Annotated in this window: 16 protein-coding genes; 4 read left to right on the forward strand and 12 right to left on the reverse strand. The window is 59.2% G+C overall.

Features of this window, described 5'->3' with window-relative positions:
• Positions 1–50 precede the first annotated feature (50 nt).
• The 5 genes from AB5Y94_RS06795 to rlmB form a co-directional block, all read right to left on the reverse strand.
• Positions 51–887 carry an EamA family transporter gene (locus AB5Y94_RS06795; protein ID WP_368205244.1) on the reverse strand — a complete coding sequence of 279 codons (837 nt, stop codon included), beginning with the start codon at positions 885–887 and terminating at the stop codon, positions 51–53.
• Positions 888–1,003: 116 nt separating this feature from the next.
• Positions 1,004–1,864 (reverse strand): DMT family transporter, encoded by an 861-nt coding sequence (locus tag AB5Y94_RS06800; protein ID WP_010635120.1) that lies wholly within the window; start codon positions 1,862–1,864, stop codon positions 1,004–1,006.
• Positions 1,865–2,082: 218 nt separating this feature from the next.
• The gene (locus tag AB5Y94_RS06805) at positions 2,083–2,532 is read right to left on the reverse strand and encodes a GNAT family N-acetyltransferase (RefSeq protein WP_368205245.1); all 450 of its coding nucleotides are present in this window, start codon (positions 2,530–2,532) and stop codon (positions 2,083–2,085) included.
• Between the two features lie 57 nt (positions 2,533–2,589).
• Positions 2,590–3,156: a Crp/Fnr family transcriptional regulator gene (locus AB5Y94_RS06810; RefSeq protein ID WP_368205246.1), complete on the reverse strand. Its 567-nt coding sequence runs from the start codon at positions 3,154–3,156 to the stop codon at positions 2,590–2,592.
• Between the two features lie 10 nt (positions 3,157–3,166).
• Positions 3,167–3,916 carry a 23S rRNA (guanosine(2251)-2'-O)-methyltransferase RlmB gene (gene rlmB, locus AB5Y94_RS06815; protein WP_368205247.1) on the reverse strand — a complete coding sequence of 250 codons (750 nt, stop codon included), beginning with the start codon at positions 3,914–3,916 and terminating at the stop codon, positions 3,167–3,169.
• An 867-nt stretch (positions 3,917–4,783) separates the two neighbouring features.
• On the opposite strand from rlmB, the gene AB5Y94_RS06820 reads away from it, so the two are divergent.
• From AB5Y94_RS06820 to AB5Y94_RS06830, 3 genes are all read left to right on the forward strand, one after another.
• Entirely contained in the window at positions 4,784–5,473 is a 690-nt protein-coding gene (locus AB5Y94_RS06820; RefSeq protein ID WP_368205248.1) for a hypothetical protein, read from the forward strand.
• A gap of 147 nt (positions 5,474–5,620) precedes the next feature.
• The gene (locus tag AB5Y94_RS06825; RefSeq protein ID WP_368205249.1) at positions 5,621–5,989 is read left to right on the forward strand and encodes a DUF6864 domain-containing function; all 369 of its coding nucleotides are present in this window, start codon (positions 5,621–5,623) and stop codon (positions 5,987–5,989) included.
• Positions 5,982–6,308, forward strand: coding sequence for a hypothetical protein (locus AB5Y94_RS06830; protein ID WP_144406112.1), 327 nt, complete (start codon positions 5,982–5,984; stop codon positions 6,306–6,308). Before AB5Y94_RS06825 ends, AB5Y94_RS06830 begins: the two co-directional genes overlap by 8 nt.
• Positions 6,309–6,814: 506 nt before the next feature.
• On the opposite strand, the gene rnr is transcribed toward AB5Y94_RS06830, so the two are convergent.
• Positions 6,815–9,208: a ribonuclease R gene (rnr, locus tag AB5Y94_RS06835; RefSeq protein WP_368205250.1), complete on the reverse strand. Its 2,394-nt coding sequence runs from the start codon at positions 9,206–9,208 to the stop codon at positions 6,815–6,817.
• A 134-nt stretch (positions 9,209–9,342) separates the two neighbouring features.
• Here rnr and AB5Y94_RS06840 point away from each other — a divergent pair, with 134 nt between their 5' ends.
• Positions 9,343–10,365, forward strand: a complete 1,023-nt coding sequence (locus tag AB5Y94_RS06840) for a GGDEF domain-containing protein (RefSeq protein ID WP_024942009.1) — start codon at positions 9,343–9,345, stop codon at positions 10,363–10,365.
• A gap of 62 nt (positions 10,366–10,427) precedes the next feature.
• Here the strand turns inward: AB5Y94_RS06840 and luxS are convergent, their stop codons facing one another.
• The 6 genes from luxS to AB5Y94_RS06870 form a co-directional block, all read right to left on the reverse strand.
• Positions 10,428–10,937 carry an S-ribosylhomocysteine lyase gene (luxS, locus tag AB5Y94_RS06845; RefSeq protein WP_005308851.1) on the reverse strand — a complete coding sequence of 170 codons (510 nt, stop codon included), beginning with the start codon at positions 10,935–10,937 and terminating at the stop codon, positions 10,428–10,430.
• A gap of 18 nt (positions 10,938–10,955) precedes the next feature.
• On the reverse strand, positions 10,956–11,549 hold the full coding sequence (locus AB5Y94_RS06850; protein WP_272943021.1) for a transglycosylase SLT domain-containing protein: 594 nt from the start codon (positions 11,547–11,549) through the stop codon (positions 10,956–10,958).
• A gap of 60 nt (positions 11,550–11,609) precedes the next feature.
• Positions 11,610–11,948 (reverse strand): nitrogen regulatory protein P-II, encoded by a 339-nt coding sequence (gene glnB / locus AB5Y94_RS06855; protein ID WP_005308848.1) that lies wholly within the window; start codon positions 11,946–11,948, stop codon positions 11,610–11,612.
• A gap of 9 nt (positions 11,949–11,957) precedes the next feature.
• Positions 11,958–13,580: an NAD+ synthase gene (locus tag AB5Y94_RS06860; RefSeq protein WP_010635128.1), complete on the reverse strand. Its 1,623-nt coding sequence runs from the start codon at positions 13,578–13,580 to the stop codon at positions 11,958–11,960.
• Between the two features lie 73 nt (positions 13,581–13,653).
• Positions 13,654–15,762, reverse strand: a complete 2,109-nt coding sequence (locus AB5Y94_RS06865; protein ID WP_368205251.1) for a prepilin-type N-terminal cleavage/methylation domain-containing protein — start codon at positions 15,760–15,762, stop codon at positions 13,654–13,656.
• Entirely contained in the window at positions 15,759–16,877 is a 1,119-nt protein-coding gene (locus AB5Y94_RS06870) for a hypothetical protein (protein WP_368205252.1), read from the reverse strand. Before AB5Y94_RS06870 ends, AB5Y94_RS06865 begins: the two co-directional genes overlap by 4 nt.
• Positions 16,878–16,880: the final 3 nt, after the last annotated feature.

The raw sequence follows: 16,880 nt of genomic DNA on the forward strand, positions 1-16,880 counted from the left end.
CCGCCGGCATCCAGGTCGGGGGCGGCCGTCAGCACCAAGGGGGCACGCCTTTAGCCGAGGCGGATCAGCAGGATCCCGCCCAAGATAATCAGGGCGGCCAGCAGCCTGACCCGCCCCAGCTTCTCCCCCAGCCAGCCCCAGGAGAGAAGCACCGCAAACAACACGCTGCTCTCACGCAGGGCCGCCACCAAGCCGATGGGTGCCTTGGTCATGGCCCAGATGACGATACCGTAGGCCAACAGCGACAGGGCGCCCCCGATGGCGCCGCTGCGCCACGCCGCAGGCCCCAGCTCGCGCCAGGCGGTGCGGCTCTGCCAGAGCATCAGCAGCGGCATCATCAGCGCTGTGAGGGTGAACAGCCAGAGGGTGTAACGCACCGGCTCGCCGGCCGAGCGGGCCCCTGCCCCATCGGACAGGGTATAGGAGGCGGTAAAGAGCGCCGTGACAAGCACCGCCTGCAGCGCGGCCGGTGCCAGCCGCAGGCCGCCGCGCCACGCCATCAGCAGCACACCGCTCACCAGCACCACGGCTCCCGTCACTGCCACCATCCCCGGCACTTCCCCCAGCAGCAAGGCACCGAACAGCAGGGTCACCAGCGGGGCACTGCCCCGGGCCAGCGGGTAGATCTGGCCGAACTCACCCAGCCGGTAGGCCCGACCGAGAAACAGGCAGTAGCCGCAGTGCAGCAGGATGGAGAGTGCCAGCCAGGGATATTCGGCCGCCACCGGCCAGCCCACCAAGGGGAGAAAGGGGGCGGCAAACAGACCGGAGCAGAGGGAGACCAGCAGGACGCTGACGCGCCCCTCGGCCTGGCGCTTGGCCAGCGCATTCCAGAGCGCGTGCAGCAGGGCTGCCAGCAGGATGGCGGCAAAGATGGTTGGGGTCACGACAGGGTTCCGATAGCAACAGGCCGCCCAGCATACCCGGTTTGCCCGGCCATGACAGAGAGCGGACTCATAAGATGCCTGTTTTTCTCATCCGGCAGCCTGCTGCCGGCCTGGCCTCAGCGCAACCGGCGCTGCCAGTGAATGGCCAGCAGGATGAAGCTCACCCCGACCCAGAGGTTCCACGCCGGGATCTCGCCAAACAGCCAGACCCCCAGCAGCACCACGAACATCAGGCCCGAGTACTCGGTCGCCGCGATGCGGTTGGCCTCCACCTGACGATAGGAATAGAAGCAGCTGGCGTGATAGAGCAGCTGCATGACGCCGCTGCCGCCGATCAGCACCAGCAGCCGCCAGTCCACCGGCTGCCACTGACCCACCGCCAGACCCGCGGTCAGCGGCATGGCCAGCAGGTTGGCCCAGAACAGGGTCGCCACCACCGAGATCCCGGCCGGCAACTTGCGTCCCGTGATGTTGAACAGCGCCAGGGTGAAGGCGGTCACCAGGGCGCCCAGCCCGGCCAGATGGAAATCCCCCGGCCGCAGCACGAACACTACCCCGAGCAGCCCCATGCCGCTCAGCAGCCAGACTCTGGGGTGGATCTTCTCCTTGAGCAGCCAGGCTGCCAGTGGCAACGTCAGCAGCGGGGAGACATAGAAGATGGCGTTGGCCGTGGCCAGCGGCAGCTGGGTCAGAGCCAGCATCATGCCACCGCCGCCGAGCAGGCAGAGGTGGCCGCGCAGCAGGTGCCACTTCCAGGCACCCAGCCCCCAGGCCGAGCGCGGCACCCGCAGCATGAAGGGCAGCAGCACCAGCAGGGTCAGCAGCTGGCGCAGGAACATGTATTGGAAGGGGCTGAAGCCGGGGCCGATCAGCTTGACCAGCACGTCGGAGAAGGCCTGGGCCAGATTGCCCAGCACCAGGGTGATGATGGCGAAGGTTTGCAGGTCCAGTGCGAACCGCTTGCGCAACAACTCCATCAGCGACAACCGCTCGTGTGACGAACGCAAATAAAATGGCTCAACGGCTCAATCGCTGAATCTTGTTCTGTATTAATGGGGTAAAAGACCATTTTTAAAACCTATCCATCAACTGTTGCCGATTAATCACTCAGAGGGTACCCACTAACATGGCGCCGAGCACCCGTTTTCTTTACTACCTCAAGACATAATAATTTCATTGTTATGCCTAAAAGGCATTAAGAGGAGCTCATGCCGATGTGGGGGATGTCATCTTCCAGATAGGGTTCACCCACGGCGGTGAAGCCGTGACGGCCGTAGAAGCCCTGCAGGTGCGCCTGAGCCCCCAGATAGATGCTGACCCCGGGCCACAGCCGGGCACACTCCTGCAACGCCTGCTGCATCAGCCGATGACCCAGGCCATCGCCTCTCGCCTCGGGCGCCGTCACCACCCGACCGATCACCACCTGCTGCGCCTTGGCCACGCCGGGCGCCATCAGCCTGGCATAGGCCACCAGTGCCCCATACTGCCAGCCGAGCAGGTGCAGTACGTCGGGGCGCTTGTCGACACCGTCCAGATCGAGAAAGACGCAGGTCTGCTCCACCACGAAGACCCGGGATCTCAGGGTGAGCAGTTCATAGAGTTCGTTGACGTCGAGTTGTTCGAAAGATTTGAGAGACCAGTTCATGGGGATTCCTTGCTCATGATGAGAAGGGCAGCATAGCCAGCCGCACGCAGGCCGGCATTAACCTTTGTTAAGATCCTTCAGCCGTTTGCGAATGCGGCTCAGGCTGATGGGGGTGATGCCGAGGTAGGCGGCAATCTGGTGATCGGGCACCCTGGCCTCCAGCGCGGGAAAACTGCGCAAAAAGTGCTGATAACGGGCCTGCGGGCTCTCGGTCAGCAGCAGCAGCTCCTTCTCCTCCTTGATGCGCAGCTGCACCGCCAGCAGATGCTGATACCAGGCGGGCCAGCAGGAGAGCGTGCGCAGGTCGGCCAGATTGAACAGCAAGAGCCGACAGGGCTCCAGCGCCTCTACGCTGTAGCGGGCCGGCTCGCCGCTGAGCAGATGGTGGAAATCGAGAAACTCGTCACCCTCCCAGTAGAACTCCTTGATGTACTCGCGGCCATCCGCCAGCACCACCTTGGCCCGCAGCAGCCCCTGCTCCACCATCACCAGCAGATCGGGTCGATCGCCAGCATGCCAGAGGCAGGCACGGGGGTTCAGGGCCAGCGGCCGGGCAAAAGAGAGGAGGCGCTCGGCCTCCTGCTCATCCGTGACCCGATCCCGGCAAAACGGGGGTCTGTCCATTCAGCTCGCCTCAGGCACGACGCTGGCGCACGGCTTCAAACAGGCAGACGCCGGTCGCCACCGAGACGTTGAGGCTGGATACCGCCCCCGCCATCGGGATGCTCACCAGCTCGTCGCAGTGCTCGCGGGTGAGGCGACGCATACCCTTGCCTTCGGCCCCCATCACCAGCGCCATCGGGCCGGTCAGCTTGGCCTGATAGAGGTTGTGATCAGCCTCACCGGCGGTGCCGACCAGCCAGACGCCACGCTCCTGCAGCTCGCGCAGGCTGCGAGCCAGGTTGGTGACCTGAATAAGCGGCACCACTTCGGCGGCGCCACAGGCGACCTTGCGCACGATAGGGGTCAGCCCGGTGGCCTTGTCGCGCGGCACGATCACCGCATGCACCCCGGCCGCATCGGCGCTGCGCAGGCAGGCGCCGAGGTTGTGCGGATCGGTCACCCCGTCCAGCACCAGTAGGAAGGGCTGAGTCTGTTGCTCGGCCAACTTGTCCAGCAGGCTGGCCAGATCGTGCTCGGCCAGCTTGGGCGCCTCCTTCAGCCGGGCCATGATGCCCTGGTGATTGTTGCCCTCCGCCTTGTCGTCGAGCGTCTTGCGGTTCACGCTCTGCACCTTGAGGCCGAGCGCATCCAGCTCCGCCAGCAGGGGCTGCAGCCGCTCATCGTCGCGGCCCTTGAGGGCCCACACTTCGATGAAACGCTCCGGCTCGCGCTCAAGAAGGGCGGCCACGGCGTGGATGCCGTAAATCAGTTCACTGCTCATGTTCAAGATCCGTGGTGTCGGGTCGCACCCAGTGCGCCCCAAAGAAAAATGGCCCTACCGGCAGCCTGACCACCATGATGCTGGCGTCGTCACCGGTCGCTAAATGATGGCGCATCATACCAGAGACTCCGGTCCCTAGGGAGTTCAGCCAAACTCCTTCGCCTGTGCCAAGCATCCCAATCCCTGCGGGATTGCCACTATGCGGGGTTTGGCCCGCCCTACGGGCTGCGGCGAGTGACGTCTTGCTGGCCCAAGAAGGCCTTCCCCTCGGCGGATTACAGGGGGAGCCAATACCCTGCCCCTCTGATGCACTTGCTGATACCTGAAACTCACCGTATTGGCGCACTACGTCCCCCCATGCCAATTAATTTGTTGATCCTGCTCAGGAAATCATTACTCCCCTCTTTTCTCCTCGGTAGCACTCGCTACCATAGCCGTTTGGCAACCGTCCGTCGGAGTCATCCATGAACCAGGCCAACGAAACCACGCAGGTAAACAGCAGCAGACTGGAGGCTGAAATTCAGGGGCGGTAGCCTTACCTGATGGAATGGATAAGCGAGTGGCGCGATCACTGAACATGGTGACGGCCTTATGCTGATTTCTGAGCGGCTCACGCCGCAGTGGTTTGGCCGCGCCGTCCATAAGCACCCATGTAATTTTTTATACAGTCGTAATGGTGGCGCAGAAAGAGGAAGTCAAGCGAATACGCTCGGCACGAGAAGTAAGATGGTAATATGATGATTTAATGATAATTTTTACTTGGCGGCAATGAAGATGTTACGGAGTTATATGGAATGCTCTGCTAACGGATTAGTACCGCCTTCCATCTAATCACTGTTACGGTTATCTATACCTAGGTGGAATACTATGAGTAGAAAAATTAGACTGTTCATAATTGAATGTGTTGATCCAATGGATTTGATTCAAGAACGCTCCGAAGGAAGAGCATTGGAACAAATTTGTAAAATAATAGGTCATGAAGTTTCAATCTTGACAGCCTATTCGAGGCAAGACCTAGATAAATTTATTGACTATATATCTTCAATAGATGCTAATCATGACTCATCAACTTGGCGGGAAACGCCTCTTTGTATTCATATTGCTGCCCATGGCAATTCTGATGGTGTAGCTTTTGGTAGAGACTTCATTAATTGGCAAGATTTGTATGTATCACTTGAGCCTGTGATATACGACATGGGTGACTATAATGGTGAGGTTATATTAAGTATCTCAGCATGTGGGGCTGGTAACCAAAAGCTAGTCGACGAGATTGAGAAAAAGAAAGAAGCAGAAAAGATATCTAGGCGAAGACGAATTAATAAGGAAGTTATCCCACCAGAGTTTATCTTTGTTACCAAAGGTAGTGGCGGACGCGACATAACATATTGGGATGACTCTGCTGTAGCTTGGACCATTTTTTATCATCAACTGTCTAAACTACGTCGTTTTGAGCAAACGGATGTAAATAGGATTATTCGCAACATTCGAAATACTACTGAAACTGAATTAATTTCATTTGAGTGGGATAAAGAGAAAAAACGGTATTTCATTCGATAACCCTAACAAACTGTTCAAGAGGGATGCGCAACGCATGGCATTTTCACTATGCGTTGGTTTTAGTGTTTAAGGTGGTATGCAGCGGCTTTAGTATTGCGTTGCTCACCCCTTAACAGGGTGTTAGCTGATCATAAGTACCAAATAATCTTGGAGGTTGCATTGAAGGTTTTTAACGATGGATTTGAGGTATATAAATCCGGTGCTGTATTTATTCCTAACTTAAAGGAAAGTAAATTCGTTCTGGCTGAAGCACCAAATAGGCTAGAGGTCATTTTTCGAATTGAAAGAAAAGAAGGGCAAGAGGCATTGCTCACGCAATCAATTGAAAACCCATTCACATTGGCTTTTATTTTTACGAACCCACCTCTTGGTCGGTATAGTCATGCCAGCCCACAACGGGTTGGTCATATAGATGGAAAGGAGCTCTATGCTGCATTTCATGTGGAAATCATGGGGGAATATCAAGCCTATAATCTCACTTATACGTTTTTGGTGAAGGAGGCTTCTCATGGGTAAAACAGGAATCGATCTGCCTCCGATCCCAGAAACAGGAATTGACACCCGTAATTCAGAACAAATAAAAGCTCTATTGGAACTTCATTCAGAAACTAACAGAGTTAATGCCGCATCTAAAGACAAATTAACTGAGCAGCTTTTTTCTGCAAATTTCCTGGTCTTTATCGTAACGGTGTTGGTAATCATCTCAGGCCTAATCTTCATGTCTAAAGAAAAATCTGACTTTGATGGAACATTTAAATTTTGGCAGCTAATTTTACCTGTTGTAACCACATATATCGGCTATGCTATAGGTAGAGGGAAGTCAAAAGAAAGTTAACAAGGCAATCAAACGGATGGTTTTTAAGTTGCATTTTTGCAATTCCGCTTCGCTCCTTTTTATAGTAAAAGTGCAACTTAAAAGCCACCGTTTATCGCAACGTTAGAAGTACATAGTATGAAGCATACATTTTTTAACCTTCAGATAGTGCATTAAATTATAGAAGAAACTTAATGTTTGCTTCCATTTTGTGCATTTTACATTTCGGATATACCAGCTTACAAGGAACAATGGGACACCCACCTTTCTAAGCGCCGCGTAGCGGCCAATAGAGGGGCAATCCCGCAGGGATTGTACTCCTAGCCAAAGCACGGAACTTGGCCGAGATCCGCCCAGAATCTAAGTCCCTCCCCCACTTCGCTGACCATAAAAAATCCGAACCCCGGTAACAGGGTTCGGATTTTTTTCGTCGCCGGGACTATCGGGCTCTGGAGGAGATAACCCTAGGTCATCAGTGCCTTACAGACTCAGCCCGGGTCACCAGCTCCAAGCATGGACCGAAGGGCTTACCCCTTGGCCTTGTCCCGCGCTTTTTTGCTCGGTCGTCTGTTGCTGGGTTTGGCACGGCCACCCTTGGCGGGTTTGCCGTGGTCCTTGCCATCTTTCTCTTTGCGTTTGTCGTGGCGCTCGGCGCTCTTGGCCTTCTCCTTCTTGATCTCGGCCATCTTGCGCACCGCCTGCTTGGCGTTCTTGCCGGTGATCTTGAGGGGCTCTTCCACCATCACGAAGTCGATCTTGCGATCGTCCAGGTTCACGCCCATTACCTTGACCCGCACCTTGTCACCCAGACGGTAGCGGCGGCGGAAGTTCTCGCCGATCAGCTGCTGGTGCAACGGGTCGAACTGGTAGTAGTCGTTGGTGAGGGTGCTGACGTGCACCAGACCGTCGATGTGGATCTCGGCCAGACGCACGAAGAAGCCAAAGCCGGTGACGCTGGCGATGACACCGTCGAACTCGTCACCCACGTGATCCAGCATGTACTCGCACTTGAGCCAGTCGGCCACGTCGCGGGTGGCGTCATCGGCACGGCGCTCGGTCATGGAGCAGTGCTCGCCCATCGGATCCACTTCTTCCAGCTGGTAGTGGTAGCCACCGCTCGGCGTCCACTTGTGGCGCAGGTTGCCCTGCTGCTCCTTGGCGGTCTGATACTTGATCGCCCGGTGCAGGATGAGGTCGGGATAACGGCGGATCGGCGAGGTGAAGTGCGCATAAGACTTCAGCGCCAGACCGAAGTGGCCGATGTTGTCGGCCTGATAGATGGCCTGACGCATGGAGCGCAGCAGCATGGTGGAGAGCAGCTCTGCATCCGGGCGCCCTTCAAACTTGGCGGCCAGGTCGGCAAAGTCTTTCGGCTCGGGCTCGAGACCGCCCTTGAGCTCCAGGCCCAGCTCGGCCAGGAAGTCACGGAAGCCGGTCAGGCGCTCTTCGCCCGGGCGGTCGTGCACCCGGAACAAGGCGGCAGCCTCGTTCTTCTCGATGTAACGGGCCGCAGCCACGTTAGCCTGGATCATGCACTCTTCGATGATCTTGTGGGCGTCGTTGCGCACCAGCGGCACGATGCGGTCGATCTTGCGCTGGGCGTTGAAGATGAAGCGGGTCTCTTCGCTCTCGAACTCCACCGCACCGCGCTGATGGCGGGCATGCTTGAGCGCCTTGTAGAGGTTGTTGAGCTCCTCGATGTGGCCCACCAGCGGCTCGTACTGCTGGCGCAACTTGGGATCGCCATCCAGGATCGCCGCCACCTTGGTGTAGGTCATGCGGGCGTGGGAGTTCATCACCGCTTCGTAGAACTTGTAGCCGGACATGCGGCCGGCGGCGGAGATGGTCATCTCGCACACCATGCAGAGGCGGTCAACCTGCGGGTTGAGCGAGCAGAGGCCGTTGGAGAGCACCTCCGGCAGCATGGGCACCACGAATTCGGGGAAGTAGACCGAGTTGCCGCGCTGGTAGGCCTCGGTGTCGAGGGCGGTGCCCGGCTTCACGTAGGCGGAGACGTCGGCAATGGCGACCCACAGGCGCCAGCCGCCGCCGCGCTTGGCTTCACAGAAGACGGCGTCGTCGAAGTCGCGGGCATCTTCCCCGTCGATGGTGACCAGCGGCAGGGCGCGCAGATCGATGCGGCCCTCTTTGGCCTTCTCCGGCACCTGCTCGCCCAGACCAGCGACCTCCTTGGTCACCTCCTCGGGCCAAGTGTGCGGGATGCCGTGGGTACGCAGGGCAATCTCGATTTCCATGCCGGGCGCCATGTTTTCACCCAGCACTTCCAGTACGGTGCCGACCGCGTTGAAGCGGGCGGTGGCGCGCTGGTTGATGCGCACAACCACCACCTGGCTCTGGCGAGCACCCTTGTTCTCCCCTTCCGGGATGATGATGTCCTGGCCGATACGGCTGTCGTCGGGTACCACGAAACCGACGCCGTTCTCGACGAAATAGCGACCGACGATGTCCGCCTCGCGGGCCTTGAGCAGGCGCACCAGACGCGCCTCCTGGCGACCCTTGCGGTCGATCTCGGTAGGCTGCACCAGGGCATAGTCACCGTGCATCAGGCGCTGCATCTCGCGGTTGTTCAGGAACAGATCCGGGCCACCACCCTCGGGACGCAGGAAACCGAAGCCATCCTTGTGGCCGAGCACATAGCCTTTGACCAGATTCAGGCGATCCGGCAGGGCGTAACACTGGTTGCGGGTGAAGACCAGTTGACCGTCGCGCTCCATGGCGCGCAGACGACGACGCAAGGCTTCCAGCGGCTCTTCTTCGGTCAGCTTGAGGACCTTGGCCAACTCTTCACGGGACATGGGCTTTTCATGGCCCTTGATGAGGTCGAGGATCAGCTCGCGACTGGCGATCGGATTCTCGTATTTTTCGGCCTCGCGTTCGAGGAAAGGATCTTTTTGAGACATAAGCAGGCCTTAGGGTAGGTGGTAACGGCGACATTATATCGGAGGGGGGGGCGAATGGCATCCATCGACTGCCTTTTGGCCAATCTCTCTGTCATACTATGCACAGTTTGCAGTCATGATGAGACATGGAACTCATGAGCAAGGATTCGTTCGCCCAATCCGCCGCCTATCTCAAGCAGGCGGTTCCCCTGATGATCAAGTATCAAATCCCCACCACGCCGGATAATTACACCCTTTGGTATAACTATGTGGCGGCCAGCATGCCCGAGCTCAATCAGGCCATCGATCAGGCCATCAAGCTGCAGGGCACCTGCTCTCTCACCACCTGCGAACGCCTCTATCACCAGCACCTCGCCGCCCAGGATGAGCAGCAGATGGAGGCGATGAAGCTCAACCTGGCCGCCATGGCCAACGAGCTCGGCCACACCATGCAGGATGCCATCTCGGATACCGGCATGTTCCAGGAGATGCTCGACAAAAGTTTCGACCGGCTGAGCCTCATCGATGACGAGGGGCTGAGCCTGGAGGACACCATGGGGATCCTGCGAGATCTGGTGCGCGAGTCGCGGGACGTGCGCATGTCGACCATGCACTTTCGCAACCAGCTCAGCAGCGCCGAGAAGGAGATCAAGGAACTGCGCGAGGCGCTCAACGAGACCCGCAAGCTGGCCAACGAGGATGCCCTCACCAGCCTGCTCAACCGGCGCGCCTTCGATCTGGAGATAGACAGCCTGCTGCGCAGCAAGCAGCCCTTCTCGCTGATCCTCGCCGATATCGACCGCTTCAAGAGTTTCAACGACGAATATGGCCACCTGCTGGGAGATCAGGTGCTGCGCGCCTTCAGCAAGCGACTGCGGGAGACCTGCAAGGAGGGCGTCACCGCCTACCGCCTCGGCGGCGAGGAGTTTGCACTACTACTCCCCATGCGCAACCTGGCGCTGAGCCGCCAGATGGCGGAGAGCTTGCGCCGGGCCATCGAGAAAATGTCGATCCTGGATCGCAAGTCGGGCCGGCGCATCGACCACATCACCGCCTCGTTTGGCGTTGGCGAGTACAACGGTCAGGAGACGGGCGACAGCCTGGTCGAGCGCACCGACAAGCTGCTCTACAAGGCCAAGGAGCTGGGCCGCAACCGGGTGATGCCGCTGCCATCCTGATTCCATCAGCATGCAAAAAGGCCGGTCACTGACCGGCCTTTTTCATGTTTGCCATCCCGGGTTCAGAGGCTTTTCAGCTTCTCTTCCGGCAGGGCCAGCTCGTCATTGCGGTTGACGCCGATACCGCGCTCCAGCACGTGGCGGGCGATGGCATGGGCCTCTTCCAGCGAGTGCATGCTGTAGGTACCGCACTGATATTCGTTCAGCTCGGGGATCTTGCCCTGCTCCTGCACGGTCAGCACGTCGCTCATGGCGGCCTGCCAGGCGGCACCGACCCGTGCCTCGTCCGGTGCACCGATCAGGCTCATGTAGAAGCCGGTGCGGCAGCCCATGGGAGAGATGTCGATGATCTCAACCCCATCCCCATTGAGATGGTCACGCATAAAGCCGGCAAACAGATGCTCGAGGGTGTGGATGCCGCGCTCGGAGAGGATCTCCTGGTTCGGCACGCAGAAGCGCAGGTCGAACACGGTAATGGTGTCCTTGTTCGGGGTCTGCATGGTCTTGGCCACACGTACCGCCGGCGCAGCCATGCGGGTGTGGTCAACGGTAAAACTGTCCAATAACGGCATTTCTGACTCCTGATTTGGTTACCAGAACCAGCCCCCGCTGGAGAGCTGGTCCTTGCATTGTCGATACTGGGCGCCGTAGCGCTGGGCGCGGGCCTCCACCTTGCGGGATGTCTTCATCAGCCATCCCTTGCTGCGGTAGCTGCCACGCCGATAGCCACCCCACCCTTCGTGATAGTTGAGATACTGGCCATACGCATCCCACTTGGAGGTGCCGTTCAGCCGCTGGGCCTTGTGAGTGTACCAGCCCATGAAGTCGATGGCGTCGGCAAAGTCATCGCGATCGCTCCAGCTGTTGCCGGTCTCCCGCTGGTAGTCGGCCCAGGTTTCATCTTTGACCTGGGCATAGCCGTAGGCGGAGCTAGCCCGCCCGGTCGGGATGAAGAGGAAATACTGCATCGGCGGCTGGGCATCGTGCACGAAGGAGGACTCCTGATACATCATGGCCATCACCACCTGCACAGGCGTTCCCCACTTCTCGTTCATCTTGAGCGCCGCCTTGTGCCAGTCCGGCTTCTCGCGAAAGATCTGGCACAGGTTTTCCGGCTGGGCCGGCGGCCGGGTACTGCAGGCGGTCAGACCGGCCAACAGGCCGGCCACCGCAACGAGGCGCATCCAGGACATCAGCGGGCTCGAGTCTCCATTCGTTGGCTCATCACAAGGCTCAGCCATCCGTCAGATGGCGTCTTCGTTCTCTTCGCCGGTACGGATGCGGATGACCCGCTCCACCTCGCAGACGAAGATTTTGCCGTCACCAATCTTGCCGGTGCGGGCGGTGTTCTGGATCGCTTCCAGGCAGGCATCGAGATCCTCGTCCTGCACCACCAGCTCCACCTTCACCTTGGGCAGGAAGTCGACCATGTACTCGGCGCCGCGATAGAGCTCGGTGTGGCCCTTCTGGCGGCCGAAGCCCTTGACCTCGGATACCGTCATGCCGTTGATGCCGATCTCGGCCAGGGCCTCGCGCACATCGTCCAGCTTGAACGGTTTGATGATGGCTTCAATCTTCTTCATGGTGACTCCTTACCAGTTTTGTTTGCCAAACCCGGACGTGATGGGGTAACGGCGATCCTTACCAAAGTTGCGGGCCGTGATGCGGGGCCCGACCGCAGCCTGACGGCGCTTGTATTCGTTGAGATCCACCAGCCGAATCACCTTGCGCACCACCGCCTCCTCGAAGCCTTCCGCCACCATGTCAGCCACGGAGGCATCTTCTTCCACATAGCGCTTGAGGATGGCATCCAGGATGTCATAGGGGGGCAGGCTGTCCTGATCCACCTGGTCCGGTGCCAATTCTGCCGAAGGAGGACGGTCGATGACCCGCTGCGGGATCACATAATCGACGGAATTGCGGTATTCGCACAGCTTGAAGACCAGCGTCTTGGGAACGTCCTTGAGCACGTCGAAACCGCCGGCCATGTCGCCGTACAGGGTGGCATAGCCCACCGCCATCTCGCTCTTGTTGCCGGTGGTCAGCACGATGCGGCGACGCTTGTTGGAGAGCGCCATCAACAGCACACCACGGCAGCGAGCCTGCAGGTTCTCTTCGGTGGTGTCGCGAGCGGTCCCTTCAAACAGCGGCGCCAGCTGGGCCATAAAGCCTTCGAACATGGGCTCGATGGAAATGATGTTGAACTCCACCCCCATCCGTTCGGCCTGCTCCTTGGCATCTTCCACGCTCATCTGGGCGGTGTAGCGGAACGGCATCATCACCGCCTGCACCTTGTCGGCGCCGATGGCATCGGCCGCGATGGCCAGGGTCAGCGCCGAGTCGATGCCGCCGGAGAGGCCCAGCACGGCACCGTGGAAGCCGTTCTTGGTGACGTAGTCACGCACCGCCAGTACCAGTGCCTGATAGGTCTCGGCCAAGGGTTCCAGTGGTGCGGCGGGTTCCCGCTCCTTCACCGGCTGACCATCGGCAAAGCGCACCAGCGCCAGCTCTTCGGCAAAGGGGGCGAGCTTGTGAGTCAGCTCGCCCTGGCTGTTGAACACCTTGGAGCAGCCGTCGAAGATCAGCTCGTCCTGACCGCATACCTGGTTGAGGTAGATGAGCGGCAGACCGGTCTGATCGCAGCGCTCCGCCATCAGCTCGCGTCGGATCCAGGGTTTTTCCTGATCGTAGGGCGAAGCATTGATGGTGAGCAGCAGCTCGGCCCCAGCGGCCTTGGCGGCCAGCGCCGGCCCCGGCTGCCAGAGGTCTTCGCAGATGAGCAAGCCCAGCTGATGACCACGGAAGGGGACCACGCAGGTCTCGGTTGCCGCGGTGAAGTAGCGCTTCTCGTCGAAGACCCCGTAGTTGGGCAGATCCTGCTTGAAGTAGCGTGCGACCAGCTGCCCCTGTTCATAGAGGGAGGCGGCATTGTAGAGCGCCTCCCCTTCACGCCAGGGGTGACCCACCAGAATGGCGCAAGCCCCCTGCCATGCCGCGATGCGGGTCAGCGCGGCCTCCACTCGGATCATCAGATCGGCGCGCAGCAGCAGATCTTCCGGCGGGTAGCCGGTCAGGGCCAGTTCGGAGCAAACCAGCAGATCGGCGCCTTGCCGATCGGCTTCGGCGGCTGCCGCCAGCACCTTGTCACAGTTATCTTCGATGGCGCCTACCGTCAGATTCAACTGGGCAAGCATCAGAGAGAGGGCTTTTGCCATGGCGATGCATCTTGAATTCGAAAATGATGGGGAATGATAAAGAAAAGGCGCTGGCTGTGCCAGCGCCCAAGACTCAGGGGGTACAAGTCAGGCTGCTCGCGTTGGTCACGCCGTTGTCCACCAGCAGGCCACAGGGCCCGGTGATCACCTGACCGCTGGCGGGCGGTGTCATGGCGATACTCAACGACGCCGGCTTCAGCAGATAGGTGGTGTTGCCCTGGGCACTGTAGGAGAAACTCACCACCAGGCTGCTGTTTTGTGCCGCCGTGCAGACATAGGTGGCCGGCTGGTTGTTGGCCTGGGGCTTGTCGATACGGCAGGTGGCCCCCGTGGTGGTGGTGGTCACGCTCAACCCGTTGAAGGTGTTCTTGTTGCACGCCGTGGGGGATGGGTCCTTGTTGCTGACCTTCTCCAGACACTCGATCCGCCCCGACACGGTCAGGGTCGGTACGGTTTGGGCGCTGGTATCGATCGCCACTGGCATGCTGGCGCTCTTGGCTTCACTCTGATCCACTGGAGAGATGAGCGAGGCAGTGATCCCCGAGTTGCCTTGATAGGCGGTCACCTTGATCAACGCGCTCTGCAACACGTTGGAGGCATCCTTGGTGCTCTTCTTGGCAGACAGGTAACCGCGACTGTAGCTGCCGAAGTAGTAGTTGTTGAGATCGACCACCGTCTTGACCGTCTCGTTGGTCACCCCTACATAGTCGGAGACACTGCCGGTCAGCTGGCCACTCAAGGGTACCAGACTCCACTCGGCCAGCATGGTCAGGTTGATATCCTGGAATGGCACCCTAGCCAGCAGATCCTGCGAGGTCAGGTCGAGTGCGGCCAGATAGGTGGGAGAGAGCACATCCACATAGATGCCACGCGCGATCAGCTGGGCCGTGCCCGTGCTCATGGTGACCTTGGTCGTGGTGTCCCCCCCCGCCGCCGCGTTGGCAGGCAACCAGTCGGCAAACTCGGTGATGGTCGGTGGCGTGGCAGTGGGGTTCGCGGTCCAGTTGAGGGTGTTCTTCTGCCAGGTGATGTAGGTGGTGACCACGTACTTGATGTAATTCTGGTAGCTGGTCTGATTGGCCGTCTTGGCGAGGAAGTCGGCGCTGGCCACCACCACCTTGATCAGGTTCCACTCGGGCAGAGGGCGATAATAGCCATCGAGCCGGACGAAGCGGCAGGCATCCACATAGTCGCCACTGTTGACCGAGGTGAGCGAGCTGTTATAGCGCTGCCTGTTGGTGTGCAGCGGGGAGTAGAACTGATCAAAGCTGCTGCCACTGCCATCGAAGTGGTTCTTGCAGCAACTGGTGCAGAGGGTGGGTTGATCCTTGACGCTGCTGTTGAGGATGCCGGTCTGCTTGGTGACCTGGGAGCCGACGCTCCAGTAGAGCAGATTGCTGTCGGTCAGGATCGCCTGGCCCGGCAGGTAGGCATTGACGCTCGAGCCGTAACTGCAAGAGCAGGAGACCGAGGCCAGATCCTGCAGCACCTGCTGGGTGTTGCCGCCGTTGTCGGGCTTGTAGGTGACCGTCTCGAACTGCACCAGCTTGCCGACGGTGCCATCCTTGGAGGTCACCGTCGGCAGCGGCTTGCTGGTCTCCTGCTTGCGCCCTTCCTGATCGATCTGGATGGAGATGACGTCCGGCGCCACCCCCGGGGTATAGACCACCTGGGGAGGTTCGCGACTGGTATCGAGCCCGCCGTTAAGTTGCTGCAGATCTAATGACTCTATTGGCGATACTGCTCCGGCCAATAACAACGAGACCGGATTCCCGTCATTGTCGCTCCAGCTGACGGTCACGTTGATGACCTTGCGACCCGGGTAGGACTGCAGGTATCCCGTAGGGACCGTCGTCTGCCAGATCGTACCATTCCAGTACTGGTTGTTGACGGTCCAGCTCAGGGTATAGGTCCCGCCACCGTCGGCGGGGGTGACCGTACTGGAGCCCGCCGCAATGCTGTTATAGGCCGTGAGCGGAGAGACGGCACTCACTACGCCGTTGAAGGTACGAAAATCATCGAGTTTCGACTCGGCCAGCCGCATCGCCACCTCATAGCGTCGACCATCTTGGGAGGCCCCGAGGATCCCGCGCGACATGGCCACCAACCCGGCCACCCCCACCCCGAGCAAAACCAGAGTGATCAAGATCTCCAACAGCCCGAATCCCTTGTGCGGTTTCATGGTGTACTCTCCCAGTCACGCCAGCTGCCAGGTATCAATGAAATGGATTGGAATGGTGCCCCGTTCTCGATATTGCTCAGCACCGCCTGGTCGTACTTGGCGTCGAAGGTCCCGTTGGCAGTCTTGCCCAGTTGGTAGTTGGCGACCACAGCACCATTGACGATGGCGCCCCCCTTCAGGCTGATATCGTTGGTGGCGGTGGCGGGTGTGGAGGAGTAGGCGAACACCAGTCCATAAAGGGTGGCATTGCCGTTGACCATCAGATCCCCGTTGCGCACGATAAGCACCACAGGTGCAGCAACCGAACCGATCGAGCCGCCCGGCTTGCAGTCCCCATCGACGATGATGAGCCCACGGGAGGCGGTCGACAACGAATCGCAATTGGTCAATATCTGCACTGCCCGCGACTCCAGATTGGCCCATCCTGTTGCATCGTCATTCTCGTTGAACAGATACCAGACCAGGTCGCTTGGGAAGGCGGTATCGTTGTCCTTGATGTCCGACTGCTTGTCCCCCTTCTGGCTGATGTAGGCACTGCACCCTCCGCTGTAATCCCCCTGATGGCAGGTTTGACCGGAACCATTGGTCAGATCCACATTACCGTTGGTCCAGATTGAGAGTGGCACCCCAGGCCCGCCCCCGTTGGGATTGGCCACCACGGTAAAGTTGCCGGAAACGGCCATGCCGCCGGCAACCGTCAGGGGGGCCGCTGGAGTGCCCGATAGCACACTCCTCTTTAGAGTTTTTGCCAAGACGACAGCATTGGCCGTGGTATCGGCCAGAGTCGCAACGGCACTGACAATAATGGGTGTCAAGGTAGTTCCACCAACAACCACATTATCATCATCGATTGCGATGAGGGCATAAGTGCCAGATGAAGTGCTCACGGCAACGCCGCTACTGGTGGTGCGCCAGGTCGCATCTTGCGCCAGGCGCCCCACCCCATCTGCCAGCCCCAACTCGGCCAAAGCCAAGGCCTGCCGATACTGCACTTCGTTGAGACTGACACGGCGGTCAGACACCATCAGCTTGCCCACCAGCAACGAGATGCTCAGCAACATCACAGTAAGCAGCAAAGTAACGGTGAAGGTGGTAAAACCAAGATGACGTTGCATGAC

The sequence above is a fragment of the Aeromonas sp. s5 genome (assembly GCF_040907865.1).
GTDB lineage: Bacteria > Pseudomonadota > Gammaproteobacteria > Enterobacterales > Aeromonadaceae > Aeromonas > Aeromonas dhakensis.

Excerpts from the sequence above, each read along its gene's own strand:
- AB5Y94_RS06810 (WP_368205246.1), bottom strand. The coding sequence starts at position 3,156 with ATGGACAGACCCCCGTTTTGCCGGGATCGGGTCACGGATGAGCAGGAG.
- luxS (WP_005308851.1), bottom strand. The coding sequence starts at position 10,937 with ATGCCGTTATTGGACAGTTTTACCGTTGACCACACCCGCATGGCTGCG.
- AB5Y94_RS06865 (WP_368205251.1), bottom strand. The coding sequence starts at position 15,762 with ATGAAACCGCACAAGGGATTCGGGCTGTTGGAGATCTTGATCACTCTG.
- rlmB (WP_368205247.1), bottom strand. The coding sequence starts at position 3,916 with ATGAGCAGTGAACTGATTTACGGCATCCACGCCGTGGCCGCCCTTCTT.
- AB5Y94_RS06850 (WP_272943021.1), bottom strand. The coding sequence starts at position 11,549 with ATGCGCCTCGTTGCGGTGGCCGGCCTGTTGGCCGGTCTGACCGCCTGC.
- AB5Y94_RS06870 (WP_368205252.1), bottom strand. The coding sequence starts at position 16,877 with ATGCAACGTCATCTTGGTTTTACCACCTTCACCGTTACTTTGCTGCTT.
- AB5Y94_RS06800 (WP_010635120.1), bottom strand. The coding sequence starts at position 1,864 with ATGGAGTTGTTGCGCAAGCGGTTCGCACTGGACCTGCAAACCTTCGCC.
- glnB (WP_005308848.1), bottom strand. The coding sequence starts at position 11,948 with ATGAAGAAGATTGAAGCCATCATCAAACCGTTCAAGCTGGACGATGTG.
- AB5Y94_RS06820 (WP_368205248.1), top strand. The coding sequence starts at position 4,784 with ATGAGTAGAAAAATTAGACTGTTCATAATTGAATGTGTTGATCCAATG.
- AB5Y94_RS06840 (WP_024942009.1), top strand. The coding sequence starts at position 9,343 with ATGAGCAAGGATTCGTTCGCCCAATCCGCCGCCTATCTCAAGCAGGCG.
- AB5Y94_RS06860 (WP_010635128.1), bottom strand. The coding sequence starts at position 13,580 with ATGGCAAAAGCCCTCTCTCTGATGCTTGCCCAGTTGAATCTGACGGTA.
- AB5Y94_RS06830 (WP_144406112.1), top strand. The coding sequence starts at position 5,982 with ATGGGTAAAACAGGAATCGATCTGCCTCCGATCCCAGAAACAGGAATT.
- AB5Y94_RS06805 (WP_368205245.1), bottom strand. The coding sequence starts at position 2,532 with ATGAACTGGTCTCTCAAATCTTTCGAACAACTCGACGTCAACGAACTC.
- rnr (WP_368205250.1), bottom strand. The coding sequence starts at position 9,208 with ATGTCTCAAAAAGATCCTTTCCTCGAACGCGAGGCCGAAAAATACGAG.